Source organism: Hymenobacter psychrophilus (assembly GCF_900107135.1).
GTDB classification, from domain to species: Bacteria; Bacteroidota; Bacteroidia; order Cytophagales; family Hymenobacteraceae; genus Hymenobacter; species Hymenobacter psychrophilus.
The window spans coordinates 292618-310433 of sequence record NZ_FNOV01000001.1 but is presented as its reverse complement, the minus strand read 5'-3'; the positions used below and the strand labels follow the sequence as shown (position 1 = coordinate 310433).

The 17816-nt window shown below is 63.5% G+C and carries 17 protein-coding genes; 8 read left to right on the top strand and 9 right to left on the bottom strand.

Annotation, left to right across the window (positions count from 1 at the left end):
- Positions 1-113: 113 nt before the first annotated feature.
- Genes BLW21_RS01300 through BLW21_RS01290 form a run of 3 tightly spaced genes read right to left on the bottom strand, consistent with a single transcriptional unit; the run spans position 114 to position 3114 of the window.
- Positions 114-1139 carry a VWA domain-containing protein gene (locus tag BLW21_RS01300; protein WP_092737076.1) on the bottom strand — a complete coding sequence of 342 codons (1026 nt, stop codon included), beginning with the start codon at positions 1137-1139 and terminating at the stop codon, positions 114-116.
- 48 nt (positions 1140-1187) lie between these two features.
- Positions 1188-2159, bottom strand: coding sequence for a hypothetical protein (locus tag BLW21_RS01295; RefSeq protein WP_139255041.1), 972 nt, complete (start codon positions 2157-2159; stop codon positions 1188-1190).
- Positions 2160-2214: 55 nt separating this feature from the next.
- Positions 2215-3114 carry a DUF58 domain-containing protein gene (locus tag BLW21_RS01290; RefSeq protein ID WP_092737072.1) on the bottom strand — a complete coding sequence of 300 codons (900 nt, stop codon included), beginning with the start codon at positions 3112-3114 and terminating at the stop codon, positions 2215-2217.
- A 37-nt stretch (positions 3115-3151) separates the two neighbouring features.
- Here BLW21_RS01290 and BLW21_RS01285 point away from each other — a divergent pair, with 37 nt between their 5' ends.
- Entirely contained in the window at positions 3152-3526 is a 375-nt protein-coding gene (locus BLW21_RS01285; protein WP_139255040.1) for a DUF4296 domain-containing protein, read from the top strand.
- A gap of 130 nt (positions 3527-3656) precedes the next feature.
- On the opposite strand, the gene BLW21_RS01280 is transcribed toward BLW21_RS01285, so the two are convergent.
- From BLW21_RS01280 to egtB, 6 genes are all read right to left on the bottom strand, one after another.
- Positions 3657-3989 (bottom strand): tRNA-binding protein, encoded by a 333-nt coding sequence (locus BLW21_RS01280; RefSeq protein WP_092737068.1) that lies wholly within the window; start codon positions 3987-3989, stop codon positions 3657-3659.
- A gap of 116 nt (positions 3990-4105) precedes the next feature.
- On the bottom strand, positions 4106-4651 hold the full coding sequence (locus BLW21_RS01275) for a DUF922 domain-containing protein (RefSeq protein WP_139255039.1): 546 nt from the start codon (positions 4649-4651) through the stop codon (positions 4106-4108).
- Between the two features lie 64 nt (positions 4652-4715).
- The gene (locus BLW21_RS01270; RefSeq protein ID WP_092737064.1) at positions 4716-6101 is read right to left on the bottom strand and encodes an MATE family efflux transporter; all 1386 of its coding nucleotides are present in this window, start codon (positions 6099-6101) and stop codon (positions 4716-4718) included.
- 86 nt (positions 6102-6187) lie between these two features.
- Complete coding sequence (locus BLW21_RS01265; RefSeq protein ID WP_175470810.1) at positions 6188-7282, bottom strand: pyridoxal phosphate-dependent aminotransferase; 1095 nt, start codon at positions 7280-7282, stop codon at positions 6188-6190.
- A 71-nt stretch (positions 7283-7353) separates the two neighbouring features.
- Positions 7354-8373 (bottom strand): L-histidine N(alpha)-methyltransferase, encoded by a 1020-nt coding sequence (egtD, locus tag BLW21_RS01260; RefSeq protein WP_092737060.1) that lies wholly within the window; start codon positions 8371-8373, stop codon positions 7354-7356.
- A gap of 76 nt (positions 8374-8449) precedes the next feature.
- Positions 8450-9766: an ergothioneine biosynthesis protein EgtB gene (gene egtB, locus BLW21_RS01255; RefSeq protein ID WP_262490429.1), complete on the bottom strand. Its 1317-nt coding sequence runs from the start codon at positions 9764-9766 to the stop codon at positions 8450-8452.
- 305 nt (positions 9767-10071) lie between these two features.
- On the opposite strand from egtB, the gene BLW21_RS01250 reads away from it, so the two are divergent.
- The 7 genes from BLW21_RS01250 to BLW21_RS01220 all read left to right on the top strand — a co-directional run bounded on the left by BLW21_RS01250 (position 10072) and on the right by BLW21_RS01220 (position 17809).
- On the top strand, positions 10072-10365 hold the full coding sequence (locus BLW21_RS01250) for a KGG domain-containing protein (protein WP_092737058.1): 294 nt from the start codon (positions 10072-10074) through the stop codon (positions 10363-10365).
- 134 nt (positions 10366-10499) lie between these two features.
- Complete coding sequence (locus BLW21_RS01245; protein ID WP_092737056.1) at positions 10500-11570, top strand: o-succinylbenzoate synthase; 1071 nt, start codon at positions 10500-10502, stop codon at positions 11568-11570.
- Between the two features lie 71 nt (positions 11571-11641).
- Positions 11642-12946, top strand: a complete 1305-nt coding sequence (locus tag BLW21_RS01240) for an aspartyl protease family protein (RefSeq protein WP_092737054.1) — start codon at positions 11642-11644, stop codon at positions 12944-12946.
- A gap of 113 nt (positions 12947-13059) precedes the next feature.
- A complete protein-coding gene (locus BLW21_RS01235) occupies positions 13060-14214 on the top strand; it encodes a lysophospholipid acyltransferase family protein (RefSeq protein ID WP_245711773.1) in 1155 nt (384 codons plus the stop codon).
- A gap of 133 nt (positions 14215-14347) precedes the next feature.
- Positions 14348-15316: an alpha/beta hydrolase gene (locus BLW21_RS01230; protein ID WP_092737052.1), complete on the top strand. Its 969-nt coding sequence runs from the start codon at positions 14348-14350 to the stop codon at positions 15314-15316.
- A 171-nt stretch (positions 15317-15487) separates the two neighbouring features.
- Positions 15488-16003, top strand: a complete 516-nt coding sequence (locus tag BLW21_RS01225; RefSeq protein ID WP_092737050.1) for a phasin family protein — start codon at positions 15488-15490, stop codon at positions 16001-16003.
- Positions 16004-16114: 111 nt separating this feature from the next.
- Positions 16115-17809: an ABC1 kinase family protein gene (locus tag BLW21_RS01220; protein WP_092737048.1), complete on the top strand. Its 1695-nt coding sequence runs from the start codon at positions 16115-16117 to the stop codon at positions 17807-17809.
- The last annotated feature ends 7 nt before the right edge of the window (positions 17810-17816 follow it).

The window sequence follows — 17816 nt, the reverse complement described above, 5'->3', positions numbered from 1 at the left end:
ATAAACAGACCGCCCCGCCCGACTCGTTCGGGCGGGGCGGTCAAGTTACAGCAGCGGTGGCGGAAACTCCCGAATCAGCGTAATCAGCCGGAAAATCAGTAAAAACTACTACCTCAATCTTCCAGCGCGTTGGTCAGAAATGTGTTTTTCAGGCCCAGCCAGAGCAGCCAGAAGCCCAGGCACCAGTAGAGGTAGGTGCGGTAGTAGTCTTGGGTGTTGCGGTAGCGGGTCTGCTTGATTTCGGACTTCTCGTAGCGGTTGATTTGGTCGAATACCTGGCGCAGGCCGGCGTTGTCGGTGGCGCGGAAGAAGCGGCCGTCGCCGGCCTGGGCAATCTGGCGCATGGTGGTTTCGTCGAGGCGGGTTTCCACGAAGCGGGGCCGGCCGTTTTCATCGGTGCCGTAGGGCACCACGCCATCCTGCCCCAGCCCGATGGTGTAGAGCTTGAGGCCGTAGGCGTGGGCCAGCTGGGCGGCCGTGAGCGGGTCGAGCGAGCCGGCCGTGTTCTCGCCATCCGAGAGCAGAATGCACACTTTGGTGCGCGAGGGCGAGTCGCGCAGACGGTTGGTGGCCACGCCCAGCGCCGTACCGATGGCCGTGCCGTCGTTGGCAATCAGGCCCAGGCGCAGGCCCTGCAGGTTTTCGCGCAGTAGCTCGTAGTCGGTAGTCAGGGGGGCCAGCGAGTAGGCGTTGCCGGCAAAGGCCACCAGCCCCACCCGGTCGCCGCGGCGGCGGTCCAGGAAATCGAGGGCCACGCGCTTGGCGGCCTCCAGGCGGTTGGGGCGCAAATCCTGCAGCTCCATTGAAGCCGACACGTCGAGCACCAGCACAATATCAATGCCCTGGCCGGTTTGCACCACCCGCTCGTCGGTACGCTGGGGCCGGGCCAGCGCCACAATCCCGAAACCCAGGCTTAGGGCCAGCACCACATCGGGCACGAAGCGCAGGGCCGCGCTCCAGTCGCGGCGCAGCTCGCCGGCCACGAAGGCCACATCCAGGTGCGCCCGCCGCCGCCGCGCCAGCGCCCAGCGCAGCACGAACAGCAGCGGCACCAGCGGCAGCAGCAGCAGCAGGCGCGGCTGCTCCCAGCTAAAGCCGGCCAGCGTGGCGTAGCGCAGGCTGTCGAGCAGATCTTGCATTTGGGGAGAGGCTGGGGGAATAGGGAGTAAGCGGGCAAAGAACGTCACTCATTCGCCTTCCTGCGTCATCACCAACGCATACTGCCGGTCGGCAAACTGGCGGAGCAGGTCGAACATGATGTCGGTTTCGGTGTCTTCCTCGAAAAACTGATTGCCGTATATAACCCGGTCGGCTAGCTCCAAGGCCTGGCGCACGGCGGGGTCGTGGTGGTAGCGGGCCACGATTTCGCGGGTGGTGAGGCTGGTGATGTTGAAGTTGGTGAGCGTGGAGAGGTAGTTTTTCCAGAGCGTGATGGCCCGCTCCATGTTAGTAAGCGAGCGGGAAAGCGTAAATCGTTCGACGTGGCGGGCATACTGGGCCAGGAAGTAGGCGTGGTTCTTCCGCAGGCGGTAGCGGCGGTAGCGCAGGCGCAGGCGCTGCCGAAAACCCAGCACCAGCCCACCAGCCAGCAGCAGCAGCGCAGCCAGCCCGGCCAGCCAATAGGGGTAGTTGAAGCGCTGGGCCACGGGCAGCAGCTGCAGATTCTGGCGTAGGGCGGGCAACTCGGCTACCAGGCCAGTAGCCGGGGCCGTACGCCGCAGCCGTAGCATTACCGGCGCGGTGGGCAGCAGCAGCGTATCGCGGCCGCGCAGCACGGTTACGGGCACGCTCAGCGTCTGCACCGAATCGAGGCTGAAGGTACGCAGGCGGTACACGGCTTGGTCGAGGCTGCGGCCCCGGCGGGTGCGGGTGGGCTGGTAGCGGCGGCCCACGTGCTCAAAGGGTGCAAAATTGGCCGCCGAGTCAGGGAAGATGATTTCCAGCGCCGGCGCGTGGTCCGAGGTCAGCTCAAACTCAACAATTTCGCCCACCCGCACGGTAGCCTGCCGGAACCGCCCCCGCGCCACTGCCTCCTGCTGCGCCGGCGCAGCAGGAGGCGCAGATCGGGCAGCTGTAACCGTGGTATCGGTAGTGGCAGCGGTTGCCAGGCCCGGCACCTGCGCGGCGGCGGCACCACTCAGCAGCAGCAGAACTGCCACAACCGGCAGCCAACTATGCAGGCGCCGGAACCCCCACCGCTTCAACCCCACTGCCTTACCCACGACTCCCACGTTGGTTGCGCCGCCGGAACAGGTTCACCAGCTGGGGAACGAAGTCGGTGGCGGTGCTGATGGATAGGAACTCGGTGCGGTGGCGGCGGCAAATCTGGCCAATCTGGGCGTGATTCTGCTCGTAGGTGGCCCGGTAGCGGGCCCGAAAAGCGGCCGACGAGGTGTTGGTCCACACGGTGCGGCCCGATTCCTGGTCGTGGAGCGGAATAATGCCCAGAGGCGGGAACTCCTGCTCGCGCTGGTCGAGCAGTTGCAGCACCACTAAATCGTGTTTGCGGGCCAGCATGGTTAGCTCGCGCTCATAATCGGCGTCGATAAAATCGGAAATAAGCAGCACAATGCTGCGCCGCTTCAGCAGCCCCAGCGCCTGCTTGATGCCGGCCGCCACCGCCGTTTGCCGGTGCTGGGGCGCCAGCTCATACAGCCGTTTAATGAGGGCGTAGGCGTGGTGGGTGCCTTTGCCCGAGGGCAGGTACAGCTCCTTCTGGTCGGAGAAGGCCAGCAGGCCGAGCTGGGCATCCTGGCGGGCGGCGGCCAGTGCCAGCACCCCACAAATGTCGCGGCCCACATCGAGCTTGCGGCGGCCGGCCGCGCCCACCTGCTGCGAGGCACTCACATCGAGCAGCAGCAGCACCTGCTGCTCGCGCTCTTCCTTGTAGGTTTTCACGAACGTGCCGTGGCCTTTGCTGCTTACGGCCCAGTCGATGGCCCGCACTTCGTCGCCGTACTGGTACAGGCGCACCTCGTCCACTTCCAGGCCCGTACCTTTAAATACGGAGTGAAAATTGCCCTGCAACTGGGCATCCACGGCCTTTAAAATGCGGATTTCCATCTGCCGCAGGCGGCGCACAAGCTGCTGAAAGGGCGAATCGGCGGGTTTCATTCGGCCTAAACTACAGCATTGACCTAACTTTGCCTTCGTGAAACGAATTTCCCACTGCCTCTCCCCTGCCCACCGAGTGCTGGTATCGGCGCTGCTATCGGCTTTGTTGCTGACTGCCAGCGCCTGCCAGAAGACCGACGAGGTGCCCGCCCCCGCCCAACTACTGCCCCCCGACAAAATGGTGAACCTGCTGGTTGAGCTGCACACGCTGGAAGCTCGCGTCGAGTCGGCTGGTCTGACGCCCGACTCCAGCCGGGCCCTGTTTCGGCAGGAGCAGAAGAAAATTTACTGGCGCCACGAAGTCTCGGACTCCACCTTCACCCAGAGCTTCCGCTACTACGCCATCCAGGGCCAGGAGCTGAACAAACTCTATAAGTCCGTCGTCGATAGCCTCGCCACCCTTGAGAAGTAAGGGAGGGAAAATAGACCGTCATTCTGAGCGAAGCGAAGAATCTCGCGTGCAACGCTAACCCTGTCGTCAGGAATTACTGTGGCACGCGAGATTCTTCGCTCCGCTCAGAATGACGGGCTTTTTCACTCACTCACCGCAGGCGGCTGCCGTTGGGCAGCGGGGCGGCCAGCGTGGCCAGCACGATGTGGCCGGCCGCATCGGGGGCGCCGGTAACCAGCACTTCGGAGCGCAACGGCCCGATTTGCTTGGGCGGAAAGTTCACTACGCACAGTACCTGCAGGCCCGGCAGGTCGGTGGCCCGGTAATGGTGCGTAATCTGGGCGCTGGACTTGCGCAGGCCGATTTCGGGCCCCAAATCAATCAGCAGCCGGTAGGCCGGCTGCCGTGCCTCCGGGAACTCGTGCGCCTCCACGATAGTCCCCACGCGCATATCCACGCGCTCGAATTCTTCCCAGGTTAGCATGAGGTGAAATAGTGAAATGGTGAGATAGTGAGTTTGATGCTTCAGCGGCCCGACGGCGCAAGTTGCGCAATCAGGGTTACCGAGCGTCAAACTCATCATCTCACCATATCGCCTACTTACTCGGCAAATGCGTCGAGCTGCTCCAGTCGCAGACGGGTTTTCTGTTCCCACTCGGCTTGTTTGGGTGCGTTGAGACCATGGTTGCTTTCCTGGTCGTAGCGTGCCTCATCGCGCTGCCAGGCCAGGAAGGCCACTTTCGTGATGTTGTTGAAGGCCGGTTGCAGGTGCAGGCAGTCGAACTTAATGAGACTCAGCTTCTGGCGCAGCATGCGGGCATGTACTTCCGTCAGGTCGAAATGCAGCTGCTCGTGGCGCAGCAGCGCCGGCGAGGCCTGGGCCGCGTTGCGCACCCACGACTCGGAGGGCGCAAACGTGGCCTGCACCTTGCCCGAGAAGTGGAAATCAACGCAGCCAATGGTGGCGTCGATGGTGGAGGCAGTGAGGGCCGCCAGCCGGTCGGTGTTGGGGCGGGCCCGGAAGTCGGCCCAGGTAAGCGGGCGGGCAGCGCTCCAACTGATTTTGGGGACCGGCGGCGTAACCTGGGCCGGGCCGGGCATCGGTAGCAGCAAACTCAGAAGCCAGATGGGAGCAGGAAAGAGCATATTTTTAAGCTATTGGTGTATAGCTGTTAACTGACAGCTTTTGTTTGTTTCACCAACCGCTCACTTACCGTATGGCCAGGGCCGGTTCGTTCAGGGAGGCAGTGCTGGCATCGGCGGCTAGTTGGGGGCGGCGGTAGAAACGCAGCAGCAACAACCCGGCCACCAGCGTCAGGCCCGTGAGCAGACCCAGCCACACACCCACCGCGCCCCAGTTCAGCTTAAAGGCCAGCACGTAGCCCAGCGGCAGGGCCACCACCCAGTAGGCCAGCAGGGCCACCACCGAGGGCACTTTCACGTCTTCGAGGCCCCGCAATGCGCCCAGGCCCACTACCTGCAGGCCATCGGAAATCTGGAAGGCGGCGGCAATCAGTAGCAGCGTAGCGGCCTGGGCCACCACGGCGGGGTCGTTGTTGTAATAGAACGGCAGATAGTTGCGAACCAGCACCAGCAGCAGGCCCATCAAACCCATAAAGGTAAACGTGAGCAGGTAGGCCATCAGGCCGGCCTGCCGGGCCCGGGGGCCATCGTGGGCCCCGAAAAACTTACCCACCCGGATGGTGGCCGCCGCCCCGATGCCGCTGGCCGCCATGTAGGTAACCGAGGCCACGTTGATGGCAATCTGGTGGGCCGCCAGCTGAGTAGCGCCGAGCCAGCCGATCATAATAGCCGAGAAGCTGAACGCGCCCATCTCGAACGTCATCTGCACGCCAATGGGCATGCCCAGGCCCAGCAAGCGGCGCAACACCGCTTTATCGGGCTGCAGGTTGGCCTGCGCGGCCAGGCGGTAGGGCTGCAGCCGCGCGGCCCGCAACACGTACCAGGCCATCAGAATAGCCATCAACACGCGGGCAATCAGCGTGGCCCAGGCGGCGCCCATCATGCCCATATTTGGCATGCCCAACTTGCCAAACACCAGCCCGTAGCAGAGTACGGCATTCACCACGTTGGCCTGGATTGACAGCACCATGGCCTGGCGGGTAAGGCCCAGGCCCTCGGCAAACTGCTTGAAGCCCTGGAAAACCATCAGCGGGAAAAACGACAGGAACAGCACCTTCACCCAGGGCGCCGCCAGCAGCACCACTGCCTCGGGCTGGCCCAGGTGAGGCAGCAGCGCCGGCACCACAAACCCCAGCGCAGCCAGCACCAGTCCGGCCACGGCACTCAGCCACACCCCGTTCACGAGCAGGCGGCCGTTGGCGGCCACATCCTGGCGGCCATCGGCGGCGGCTACCAGCGGCGTGATGCCCATCGTCAGGCCCAGGCCCAGCACCATCACCACAGTGCTCACGCTCACGGCCAGCGACACGGCCGCCAGCGGAATCTTGCCCGTCTGGCCCACTACCATACTGTCGACCACGTTCACCAGCACGTGCCCCAACTGGCTAAGCACCACCGGGTAAGCCAGGCTGAGTGTGGGATTGAGATGCGAGCGAAAAGTAGAAGGAAGCATAACCAGGCGGCAAAAAGGAGCCGCAAAGGTAAACTAGTAATAGGTAGTGAATGACTCTCTTACTCCCCTGCTACTCATCTGGCCTCTCACCTCAGCACTGCTGTCATGCGCTGGCAGGCCGTGGCCAGGTCGGCTTCCGCAACGGCGTAGGAGATGCGCGCAAAACCGGGCGCATGGCAGCCGGCTCCGTCCACTACCTCGACACCGGCCGTGCGCAGGCGGCTCATCAGCTCGGCCGAGGCTGGGGCGGGTAGCAGGCCAGAACTCAGGTAGGCGCGCAGATCGGGGAAGGCGTAGTAGGTGCCGGCCGGCAGCAGCGGTTGCCCGGTGGCCGGCAGCGTAGCCAGAAAATCGTGCAGGTAGGCCCGGGTGGGGCGCAGTTGCTGCAGCAGGCGGCCGGCTACTTCGGCGGCGGCCTCGGTTACGGCCAGCGCCGCGGCCTGCAGGGGGGCGGGCACCGCCGCGCCGGTAGCATGCTGCCAGGCGGCACTGGCGGCGGCCACGGGCGCCGGGGCCACCAGGTAGCCCATCCCCCACCCTATCAGGGCCAGTGACTTGCTGAAGCCGTTTACCACTAAGTGCCGACCACGCGGATCAGGAAAATCGAGCAGCGAAACAGGTGGCTCGGGCTCGAAATAGATGAGGTCGTAAATCTCGTCGCTGAGCAGATAGAGGTCGGGAAACTCGGCCGCTACCTGCAGCCAGCCGGCCAGCTCGGCCCGGCTGTAGCGGCGGCCAGTGGGGTTGCCAGGGTTGGTGAACAGCAGCACCCGCGTGCGGCTTGATAATGCCCCCCGCAGCTGCTCGGCCGGCAGGGCGTAGTTGTTGTCGGGGCTGAGGGGCAGGGTGCGGAGCGTGCCGCCGGCGCGGGCGACCAACTCATCGAACCCAAACCAGCTGGGTGTGGGCAGTAGCACTTCGTCGCCGGGGCGGAGGACAGTTTTCAGCAGCGCAAACAGCGCCGCCTTGGCCCCGGGCGTAATCACCACGTTGGCCGGCCCTAGTGGGGCGGCGTCGGCCGGTCGGGGCCGCCCTGCCAGGGCCGCCCGCAGCGCCTCGGAGCCGGCGGCGGGCAGCACCGTTAGCGGGGAAGTTTGGAAGGCATGAGCGGCCGCGCCGGCAGCTTCGGGAGGCACCGCAAAGTTGCCGTAGCCCGAGGCCAGGGAAACAGGAGTATTCATGAGTAAGCAGGAAAAAGCAAGCCGAAGAAGCGCAGTAGCTCGAAAGCCCATGCGGGCTGCCGCAGCACAAGCTAAGCGTCTTGGCGCCGCAGCAGCACGTCGGCAAAGTAGTCCTGCTCGTCGGTGAAAAATTCCGCCACCTGCAGCCCGGCTTCCTGCGCGGCAGCCTCGATACCAGGCCGGGTGAATTTATAGGAGTTTTCGGTATGAATCATCTCCCAGGCCCGGAAATCAACCGACCAGTCCAGGGCAGCGAAATGCACCGTCTGGGCACGGGTGCTGGCCAGAAACGAGCGCACAGCCCCGGTGAGCGGGTTGTAGTCGGTGTAGTGCTGCCAGTAGTCGAGGTCGAAATCGGCTTCCATCTCCCGGTTGAGGCGGTGCAGCAGGTTGTAGTTAAAGGCGGCCGTTACCCCCTGGCTGTCGTCGTAGGCGGCGCGAATCAGGCGTGGGTCCTTCTGCAGGTCGAAGCCGATGAGCAGCCGGTCGTCGGCGGTGAGGGGGCGGGCGAGGCGTTGCAGAAACTGCTGGCGCTCTTCGGGGCTGAAGTTGCCGATGTTGGAGCCCAGAAACAGCACTGCCTTGCGGCCCGGCCGAGCGGCCATCAGCCCCAGCGCGTCGGCGTAGTCGGCCACTACGGGCTCCACGCGCAGGGTGGGCAGTTCGGCCTGCAAACTGGCCCCCAGCCCTTCGAGCGCCGCCGCCGAAATATCAACTGGTACATAGGTAAAGTCAGCGCCTTCTTCCAGTAGCTCGCGCAGTAGAATCTTGGTTTTCAGCCCGTCGCCGGCCCCCAGTTCCAGCAGAAAAAACGGCTCGGCCGGGTTCTGGGGGCGCAGGGCCCGCGCAATAGCCGCGCGGTGGCGACTGAGCAGCGCAAACTCGGTGCGGGTGGGGTAGTATTCCGGCAGGGCCATAATCTGCTGGAACAGCCGGCTGCCTTCATCGTCATAGAAATACATCGACGACAGTGCCTTGAACGGCCGGGCCAGCCCCTGGCGCACGTGCGCTTGCAGCAGCAAATTAGGGTCGGCAACGATAGTTGAGGACGGCGCCAACTCGGCGGCCTGAACAGTAGGGTGGTGAGGCATAGAGGTGTATTTGGGCAGTAGTAACAGCGGTTGGCTGGCTACTGTTGGCTGCTGAATCAGTTCTGTTGGCTAACTGCTAACGAGCCAGGCGGATGCCAGTGAACTGCCAGCGCTTATCGGCATGAAAGAAGTTGCGGTAGGTGAGGCGGATATGGCTTTCGGGCGTGGCGCAGGAGCCGCCGCGCAGCACCAGTTGGTTAACCATGAACTTGCCGTTGTACTCGCCCAGCGCCCCGGCCGCTTTTTGATAGCCGGGATACGGATGATAGGCCGAGTAGGTCCATTCCCAGGCGTCGCCGAGCAGCTGGTGGCACTGGTCAGGGGCGGCATCGGGCGGCAGGGGCTGCGGGTCGAAGAGGCTGCTTTCCAGGAAGGTACCGGCCGCCGGATTGGGGTTGAACTGGCGGGCCGCAATTTCCCACTCCTGCTCGGTGGGCAGGCGGCAGCCCCGCCACTGGGCGTAGGCATCGGCCTCGTAAAAGCTTACGTGCGTAACCGGCGCGGCCATGTTCACGGGCTGCAGGCCGTGGTAGGTGAAGCGCAGCCACTGCCCGTCGCGCTCCAGCCAGTAGAGCGGGGCTTGCCAGGCTTGCTGCTGCACCAAATCCCAGCCCTCGCCCAGCCAGTAGCGGAAATCCTGGTAGCCGCCGGCGGCCATAAATTCCAGGTATTCGGCGTTGGTAACCAGCCGGTTCTGTAGCTCAAAATCGGCCACGTAGGTATCGTGCGGGGCCTGCTCGTTGTCAAAGCAGAATCCTTCGCCTTCAAACCCAATGCGGTGCACGCCGCCCGCTACCGGTAGCCAGGTGGCTTTTGGGGCGGGCAGGCAGGTGTCGGCCGCCGGTTTATCATTCAGGTAAGCGGGGGCCAGTGGGCTGGTACTGAGGATGTACTTCATGTCAGTGGCCAGCAGTTCCTGGTGCTGCTGCTCGTGCTGGAGCCCTAGCTCGAACACCTCCCAAAAGGCTGGCGGCAGCGTTTCGGCTCGTTGGGCCAGCAACTGTTGCATGGCGGCGTCAACGGCTTGGCGGTAAGCGTACACGTCGGCCAGGGGCGGGCGCGAGAGCGTGCCCCGGTCGGCCCGGTTCACGCGCGAGCCCAGCGAGTTGTAGTACGAGTTGAACAGAAAGGCGTAATCGGGGTGGAAAACCTGGTAGCCGGGCAGGTATTCGCGCAGCAGAAAGGTTTCCCAGAACCAGGTGGTGTGCGCCAGGTGCCACTTGGGCGGGCTCACATCGAGCATGGGCTGCACCACGGTGTCTTCGGGCAGCAAAGGCCGGCACAGGGCCGCCGACTGCGTCCGCACGGCCGCGAACCGGTCGGCGGAGCTGCGCCGGGTAGCCAGCGCCGGCTGGGGCAACGGGGCCGGGGCGGAGGTGAGGAAAGCGGGCATAAGCAGAAACGGTTTAAGGGCGGAATCTACTGCTAAAACGCTAAACCGGCCGAGTAGTTTACGCCCGCCCAAAGCCGGGTCCCAGCCCGCAGATTTACCGAAGCTGGTGCGTAGTTATACGGATGAGCTCGTCCGTAGAAAGTGGTATTTTACTGTCTATACCTCAGTAAATGCTTTACATCTGTGGTTGAAATCTTCTTATTAAACGTAAGATTTAGCCTATTCATCCAGTGCGCTCTTCCACCGGCCACCGATTTGGAAATCACTACCGTTTTGCCGCTCACTCATCTCTTCTTTCCGCAACTATGAACGCCAACCCTACTGCCCGCTCCACTGCAACCGGAGCCACTGCAACCGGAGCCACTGCAACTACGAAAACCTCTGGCGCTAAGGCCCCCACCGAAAAAGCCGTAATTAAACGCCCCCGCGGCTTCGCGGCCATGGACCCGGCCACCCAGCGCCGTATTGCCAGCGAGGGCGGCCGCGCTTCGCACCAGAGTGGGCGGGGCCACCGCTTTACTTCCGAAGAAGCCCGCGCTGCCGGCCGTAAGGGTGGCCAGGCCACCCGTAGCACAACCAAGGATACAACCAACGAATAGCTGTTGCCGGCTCCGGCCCTGATGCCAACGCCGCCCCCGGCCGGACATATCCGGTTAGGGGCGGCGTTGGCATGAGGGCCAGTTTGTATATTGCCCAAACCCGCCGCGGTGGGCTGCTCCCTGTTCCCGTCCACATGCTTCAGCTTCAATTCGTTAGCCGCGCCCTGCGTTTCAACTTCCCGGCCCGCACCTCCCGCGGGGCCCTCACCGAGCACTTGGCGCACTATCTGCTGCTCTCCGATACGGCCGCACCCGAGCGCGCCGGCTGGGGCGAGGCGGCTCCGCTGGCCGGCCTCAGCCCCGACCACGGCCCCGACTTTGCGGCCACGCTCGACGGGTTTGTGCGCGAGTTCAACCGCCGCCAGCTGCGCGAGCTGCTGCCGCAGGAAGCGGCCGATTTGGTGGGCCCCGAATGGCCGGCGCTGCGCTTCGCCCTCGAAACCGCTGCCCTCGATTACCAGAACGGCGCCTGCCGCCAGCTCTACGACAACGCTTTCAGCCGGGGCGAGGCCGGCCTGCCCATCAATGGGCTGGTGTGGATGGGCGACGCCGCCTTTATGCGCGAACAGATTGAGGCTAAGCTGGCCGCGGGCTTCGACTGCCTGAAGCTCAAAATCGGGAGCCTCGATTTTGCCACCGAACTGCGTATTCTGGCCGATATCCGGGCCCTGGCTGGCTCCGACCGCCTTACGCTGCGCGTGGATGCCAATGGGGCCTTCGCGCCGTCTGAGGCACTGGGCAAGCTCGAGCAGCTGGCCCGGTTCGAGTTGCACTCCATCGAGCAACCTATTGCCGCCGGGCAGTGGGCGGCGCTGGCCCAGGTGTGCCGCCACTCGCCCGTGCCGGTGGCGCTCGACGAGGAGCTGATTGGCTTGAATGACCCGGCCCGGCAGGCAGAACTACTTGACCGCGTGCGCCCGGCCTACCTGGTGCTTAAGCCCACGCTACTGGGCGGACTGGCCGCCAGCCAGCATTGGGCCGCGCTGGCCGACAGCCACGGCATCGGCTGGTGGCTGACATCGGCCCTGGAGTCGAACGTGGGGTTGAATGCCATCAGCCAGCTGGCCGGCACGGTGGCCCGGCCCGGCTTCCCGCAGGGGCTGGGCACGGGTCAGCTTTACCACAACAACCTGGCGGCCCCACTCAGCATAGACGCCGGCCAGCTATACTACCAGCCGGCCGGGGCGTGGGAGGCACCGGGGTAGCAGCGGGCAACCGGGCGGTTACGCTTCACATCGAATTTTAAGTACCTTACCCGGGAAGTTTATTCCTGGGTATGCCACTGCGAATCGGGGTCTTATTGCGTGTGTGCTGCCGGTGCCGACCGTGGCGACTGACCTATTGGCTGCTGCTGTTGCTGGGGCTGGCTGGCCCGGTAATACCCGGCCAGGGGCAGATTTCGGAGCCGGTGTTCCGGCTGCTGCGGCCCCATGCCCGGCAGGCCAAGGTGCCCTTTGCCCTGCAGCGCAACCTGATTGTGGTAACAGTGCTGCTAAACGGGCAGGGGCCGTATAACTTCCTGCTCGATACGGGTCTGACTATCTCGCTCATCACCGACCCGGAGGTGGGCCGAGAGCTGAAGCTGATAACGGCCGGCCGGATGATGGTGTCGGGGGCCGGCGAGGAGAAGGCCGTGGAAGCTTACCAAGTACCCGCCGTGGCAGTAGAGCTGGATGGCCACGTAGGCGCGGCGCGGGCCCCGTTTCTGATGCTTTCCGACGACGTGCTGAATATTTCGGGCTACGTAGGTGTGCCCGTGCACGGCCTGCTCGGCTCCGATGTGTTTCGCAACCTTGTGGTGCGCATTGATGCCGAGCAGCAACAGCTGGTGTTCTCTAATCCGGACCGCTACCACGCCCCGCGGGGCCGCCGCTGGACCAGTCTGCCCCTCGAGCTCGACGGCTACAAAGCCTACCTGACCCTGCCCGTGCAGCTCACCGACTCGCTGCAGCTGCCCCTGCGGCTGGTGCTCGATACCGGCGCCGGCCACGCACTATCAATCGAAACCACCTCCGACCCCCGCCTGCACCTGCCCCCGGCCCGCCTGCGCACGCAGCTCGGGTTGGGCCTTAACGGCACCATCAACGGCTTTCTGGGCCGGGTGCAGGCCCTGCAGCTGGGCCGCTACCGCGTCGGTACGCTGCTCACCTCGTTTCCCGACTCGGCTGACGTGGCCGGACGTGCCGAAACGTTCCGCAATGGTAACCTGGGCTTCGAGCTGCTCAAGCGCTTCACCACCATCATCGATTATCCGCACAATAGGCTCCTGCTGCGGCCCAACAGCCAGTTTCGCGACCCTTTCGAGCACGATATGGTCGGCTTCGACCTGCTGGCGTTCGGCCCTAACTACCGCCGCTACCGCCTGCTACGCATTGACCCCGGCGGCCCCGCCGACCAGGCCGGGCTGCAGGCCGGCGATGAAATCACGTCGATTAATCTCATTCCGGCCGAGTTTTTCTCGCTCACCGACATCAGCCGGATGCTGCACTCGGCCGACGGCCGCCAGCTGCTGTTTGTGGTGCGCCGCCCCGGCACCGACGATTTACAAACAGCCCGGGTGCGCCTGACCCGCCAGATCTGAGAACCGCCGCGGGGTATCCGCCGGCCGGCGTTTTTGTAGTGTACTGCGCCGGGGCGCAACTAGGGAGCGGCTAAAAGCAGTACATTGGAAACCCGACCGTCTTCCTGCCCCTTATGACGAATCCCACCGCCGCGAATCCTGCCGGGCCACCGCCGGCCATTGTGGCCAACCAGCATATCTACACCGATTATTTCGACGAGCAGTTCGTCGAAACGCTCGACCAGAATATCATGCAGCTGCTCGACCGGGTGTGGTTCCGCTCCGAGCTGGTGGGCTTCGAGGATTACCCCCAACGCAACCGCCCCGACCGGCCCCTGCTGTTTGCCTCCAACCACTCGGGTATGGCTTTCCCCTGGGATGCCATGGTGGCCCTGGCCCACCTCTGGCGCCACCTGCCCGACCTGCGCGACCTGCCCCGGCCGCTATCGGCGCCCATGCTCTCGCAATCGATTTTGATGAATCCGTTTCTGGTGAAAGACTTCTGGAAGCGGGCCGGCTGCGTGGATGCCACCACGCTCAACTTCGAGACGATGATGTACTACAACGACCACAACCTGATGCTGTACCCCGAGGGGGTGCCGGGCATCGGCAAGGGGTTCAACAACAAGTACCGGCTTCAGCGCCTGGCCACCAGCATCGTGCGCCTGGGCATCGAGCACCGCACCGATATCATTCCGTTCTATACCATCAACGGCGAGTACCTTAACCCCCACACCTACACCTGGGAGTGGGTGAACCGGCTGAGCAAGAAAATCGGGATTCCGTTTATTCCGGTGGGGCCGGTGCTGCTGCTGGTGCTGCTGCAGCCTTGGTTTTTCTACATGGCGTTTCCGGCCAAGCTCACCTTTGTGCTGGGCACCCGCGTGAAGCCCTACGAGCTAACCGACAAGGACCCCGCCGACCTCACCCGCGACGACCTGCGGGCCCTATCGGAGCAGCTGCGCGCCCGCATGCAAACCGAGCTGGACGCCGCCGTGGCCAAGTACGGGCAGCAGCCCTACCGCTGGGGCGAGCTATGGCAGCGCGTGAAAACCAACTGGCGCTACTTCCCGTTTTTTCTGCCCTGGGCCTGGCCCGCACTGTATCAGGAGTTTGAGCGCCAGTACATCCGCGCCGGCCGCCGCCACTTCGACCTCGACCTGCGCACGCCCGGCGCCTACTGGCGCATGCTCTGGCGCAACCCGTTCACCATCAGTTTCTTTATTCCGCTGCTGGGCTGGATTCCCATTGCCATCCGCGGCTACCGAAACCACCGGATTAAGAATTGAGAACCTATTCTAAGGACCACGTATTCGTACCGATTCCACCCATCTGAAATTGAAGGAATAAGACAATGGACATCGTCTGATCAGAGACGTAGAACTCCTGGCTCTTGGTCCATAGTTGTTAACTCCCTTCGATATGTCCTCGCCTCAACACATAGTATTGCAACAGTTTTTGGTGGCGGCGACGGGGCCGCTGGCCGAGCGGCGGCCCCAGCTGCCTGCTATGCGCCTGTTTGCCGAGCTACTGGCTTTCGGGCAGTTTATGCCCTGGAACGTGTTCCTGGAAGACACCGACGTGGAAGGCATTCCGGCCGAGTGGGTGCGGCCGGCCGGGGCGGCTGAGGGGCGGGTGCTGCTATATTTGCACGGCGGCGGTTACGTGCTGGGCTCACTTAATACCCACCGGGCCCTGGTGGGCCGGCTGGCCCAGAAGTGCGGCGTAACGGCGCTGGCCATCAACTACCGCAAAGCCCCCGAATACCCGTTTCCGGCCGCCCTAGAAGATGCCCTGACGGCCTACTACTGGCTGCTGAACCAGGGCTACGCGCCCGCCGACATTATCGTGGCCGGCGACTCGGCCGGGGGCGGGCTGGCCCTGGCGCTGCTACTGGCCCTGCGCGACGCCGACGAGCCGCTGCCCGCCGCCGCCATCGGCCTTTCGCCCTGGACCGATTTGAAGCTGCCCGCCGGTACGCTGCGCAGCGTGTGCCACCACGAAAGCCTGCTGCTGGAGGCGCTCGAAATCCGGAGCTGGGGGCCGCTTTATGCCGCCGATACCCCCCTGAGCCACCCGCTGCTCTCGCCGGCCCGCGCCGCGCTGCACGGGCTGCCGCCGCTGCTGCTGCAGATTTCCGACGCCGAGGTGCTGAGCGACGATGTGCGCCGCTTCGCCGACAAGGCCCGCATGGCCGGTACGCCCGTTACGCTCCAGATTTTCGACGGGCTGGTACATTGGTGGCACCTGTTCTGGCGCTTCGTGCCCGAAGCCGACCTCGCCCTCGACCGGGTAGCCGACTTTACCCGGCAGATATGGACCGAAGCTGCCCCCGCTCCTGCTGGCGCCGTTGCGGCCTCCCGGCCCCTTACAGCCGCGCAAGCAGTCTGAGAATGAGCTTCATCAGATGAGAAAAATCAGATTGTGGCTTAACTATATAGCAGGTATTTCGTAGGTTTGTAAAAAATAGTAGGCTTGCATACTATTTCTAGACCGTAGGCTTCGGGCAGGCGGTTTTCCCCTGATTTCCTTCACTTTCCACTCATTCAATCCCAACTCCTCATGGAAGATCTGTTCAAGAAGTTCGTTAATGCCGGTGTGGGCTTCGTGTCGCTGACCAACGACCGGGTACAAAAAACCATTGATTCGTTGGTGAAGGAAAGCAAGCTCTCGGAGAAAGAAGGCGCCAAAATCATGGACGACCTCAAGAAGAACACCGATGCCAAGCGCAAGGAACTGGAAAAGCAGGCCCAGAGCCTGGCTTCCAAAATGCTGAAAACGGTGGGTGTGGCGCCCAACTCGGAGCTGGAGGAGTTGAAGCGCAGCAGCAAGGCCGCCGGTAAGTCGGCCGCCGGCAGCGCCGCTACATCGGGCAGCAAGAAGGCCGCCCCCTCTAAGGCCGCCAGCGCCGCTAAAGGCGCAGTGGCCAGTGCCACCAGCAAAGCCGCCAGCACCGTGAAAAAAGCTGCTGATAAAACCAGCGCCGCCGCGGGCAAAACGCAGAAATCGGCCGCTGGTTCGGCTGGTGCCGCCAAGAAAGCCGAAAACAAGGCTGATGCTGCCGACGCCAAGTCGTAAGCTCCGCTAAAGTGAAGTAAAAAACCCCATCCGTACTTTACGGGCGGGGTTTTTTGTTTGTGAACAGCAGAAGCTCAGTACGCTCCGCTTTCGCCGTAACTTGTCCCGAGCATGTTCAAGAACACCATCTCCAATCTTTCGCGCATCCGGCAGGTAGCCGAAGTGCTGATCCGCTACGGCTTCGAGGACGTGGTAACGAGCACGCCCCTGCGGCGGCTGGTACCCAACAGCCGCCGCCGTTCGTGGCTGGAGGGCGAGCAGGCGGTATTTGAAACGACCCGCTGGGAACGAATCAGGATGATTATCGAGGAGTTGGGGCCCACTTTCATCAAGCTGGCCCAAGCCCTGAGCAACCGCGCCGACCTGCTGCCCCAGCCCCTGATTGACGAGTTTGAGAAGCTGCAGAGCAACGTGCCGCCCTTTCCGGTGGCGGAGGCGCGCGCCATTATTGAGCGCGAGCTGGGCCAGCCGCTGGAAGAGGTGTTTGCTGATTTTGAGGAGGTGCCGCTGGGCTCGGCCAGCATCGGGCAGGTGCATGGCGCCCGGCTACTGACGGGCGAGCAGGTGGTGGTGAAAGTGCAGCGGCCCGACGTGCAGGAGAAGGTACGGACCGACCTGAGCCTACTGCGCGAGCTGGTACGGCTGACGGCCGGCTTCCTCAAAAAGCAGGGTTTGAGTAATCCGCAGGACATTGTGGATGCCTTCGAGCGCAGCATGATAAAGGAGCTGGACTACAACTCGGAGGCCCGCAGCATGGAGCAGTTTCGGCTGCTTTACGAGGATTACGACACGTTCTACATTCCGAAGCCCTACCGCGAGCTGAGTACCAGCCGCATCCTGGTAATCGAGTTTGTGAGTGGCTGCAAGATTACCGATAAAGTACAGCTGCTGGAATGGGGCCTGAGTCCGGAGAAGGTAGCCGAAACGGGGATGGACATCTACCTGACCCAGATTTTCGAGTTCGGCGCCTTCCATGCCGATCCGCACCCGGGCAACGTGCTGGTGCGCCCCGACGGCACGCTGGTGCTCATCGACTTTGGGATGGTGGGCCGCCTGACCAAGCAGCAGAAGTATGCCTTCGCGGGCGTATTCATCGGCATGGCCCGGCAGGATGCGCGCAGTATGGCCCTCAACTTCCGCCGATTGGCCCTGACCTCGGAAATACCCGATATGCGGGCTTTCGAGGCCGATTTGAGCCAATTGATTGAGGACTTCGCCTCGCTCGATGTGAAGGAAATGAGCATGTCGGATCTGGCCGACTCGCTGCAAGACGTAATCTACCGCTACAAGCTGCAGGTGCCGGGCGCGGTATTTCTGATTCTGCGGGCCCTGGTGATTCTGGAAGGTATTGGCAAGGTGCTGCACCCGCGCTTCAACACCTTCGACTTTGTGCGGCCCTACGGCGCGCGCATTATTGCTGAGCAGTACTCGCGCGAGAACATCCAGAACGAGGCCCTTTACACCGGCACCCAACTGCTGGCCCTGCTCCAGACGCTGCCCACCGACGTGCGGCAGATCGTGCGCAAAATTTCGCGCGGCGACTTACGGTTGCGCGTCGAGCTCAGTGGCTTCCAGCTGCTCATGGCCAAAGCCGACGAGTTGGTGGGCCGCGGCATTCTGGCGGCCGTTACGGTGGCCATCATCCTGTTTGCGGGCCTGAGTTTGCTGGGCAACTACTCGCCGGCCATGCCCTACTACCGCGGGCTGCCCGCCATTACGTGGTGGGCACTGGCCGCCGCCGCGCTGCTACTGCTGATTTTGCTGCTGCTGGGCACCCGTCGGCCCCGCCGCCGCAAGCCGCAGTAGGGCGGCG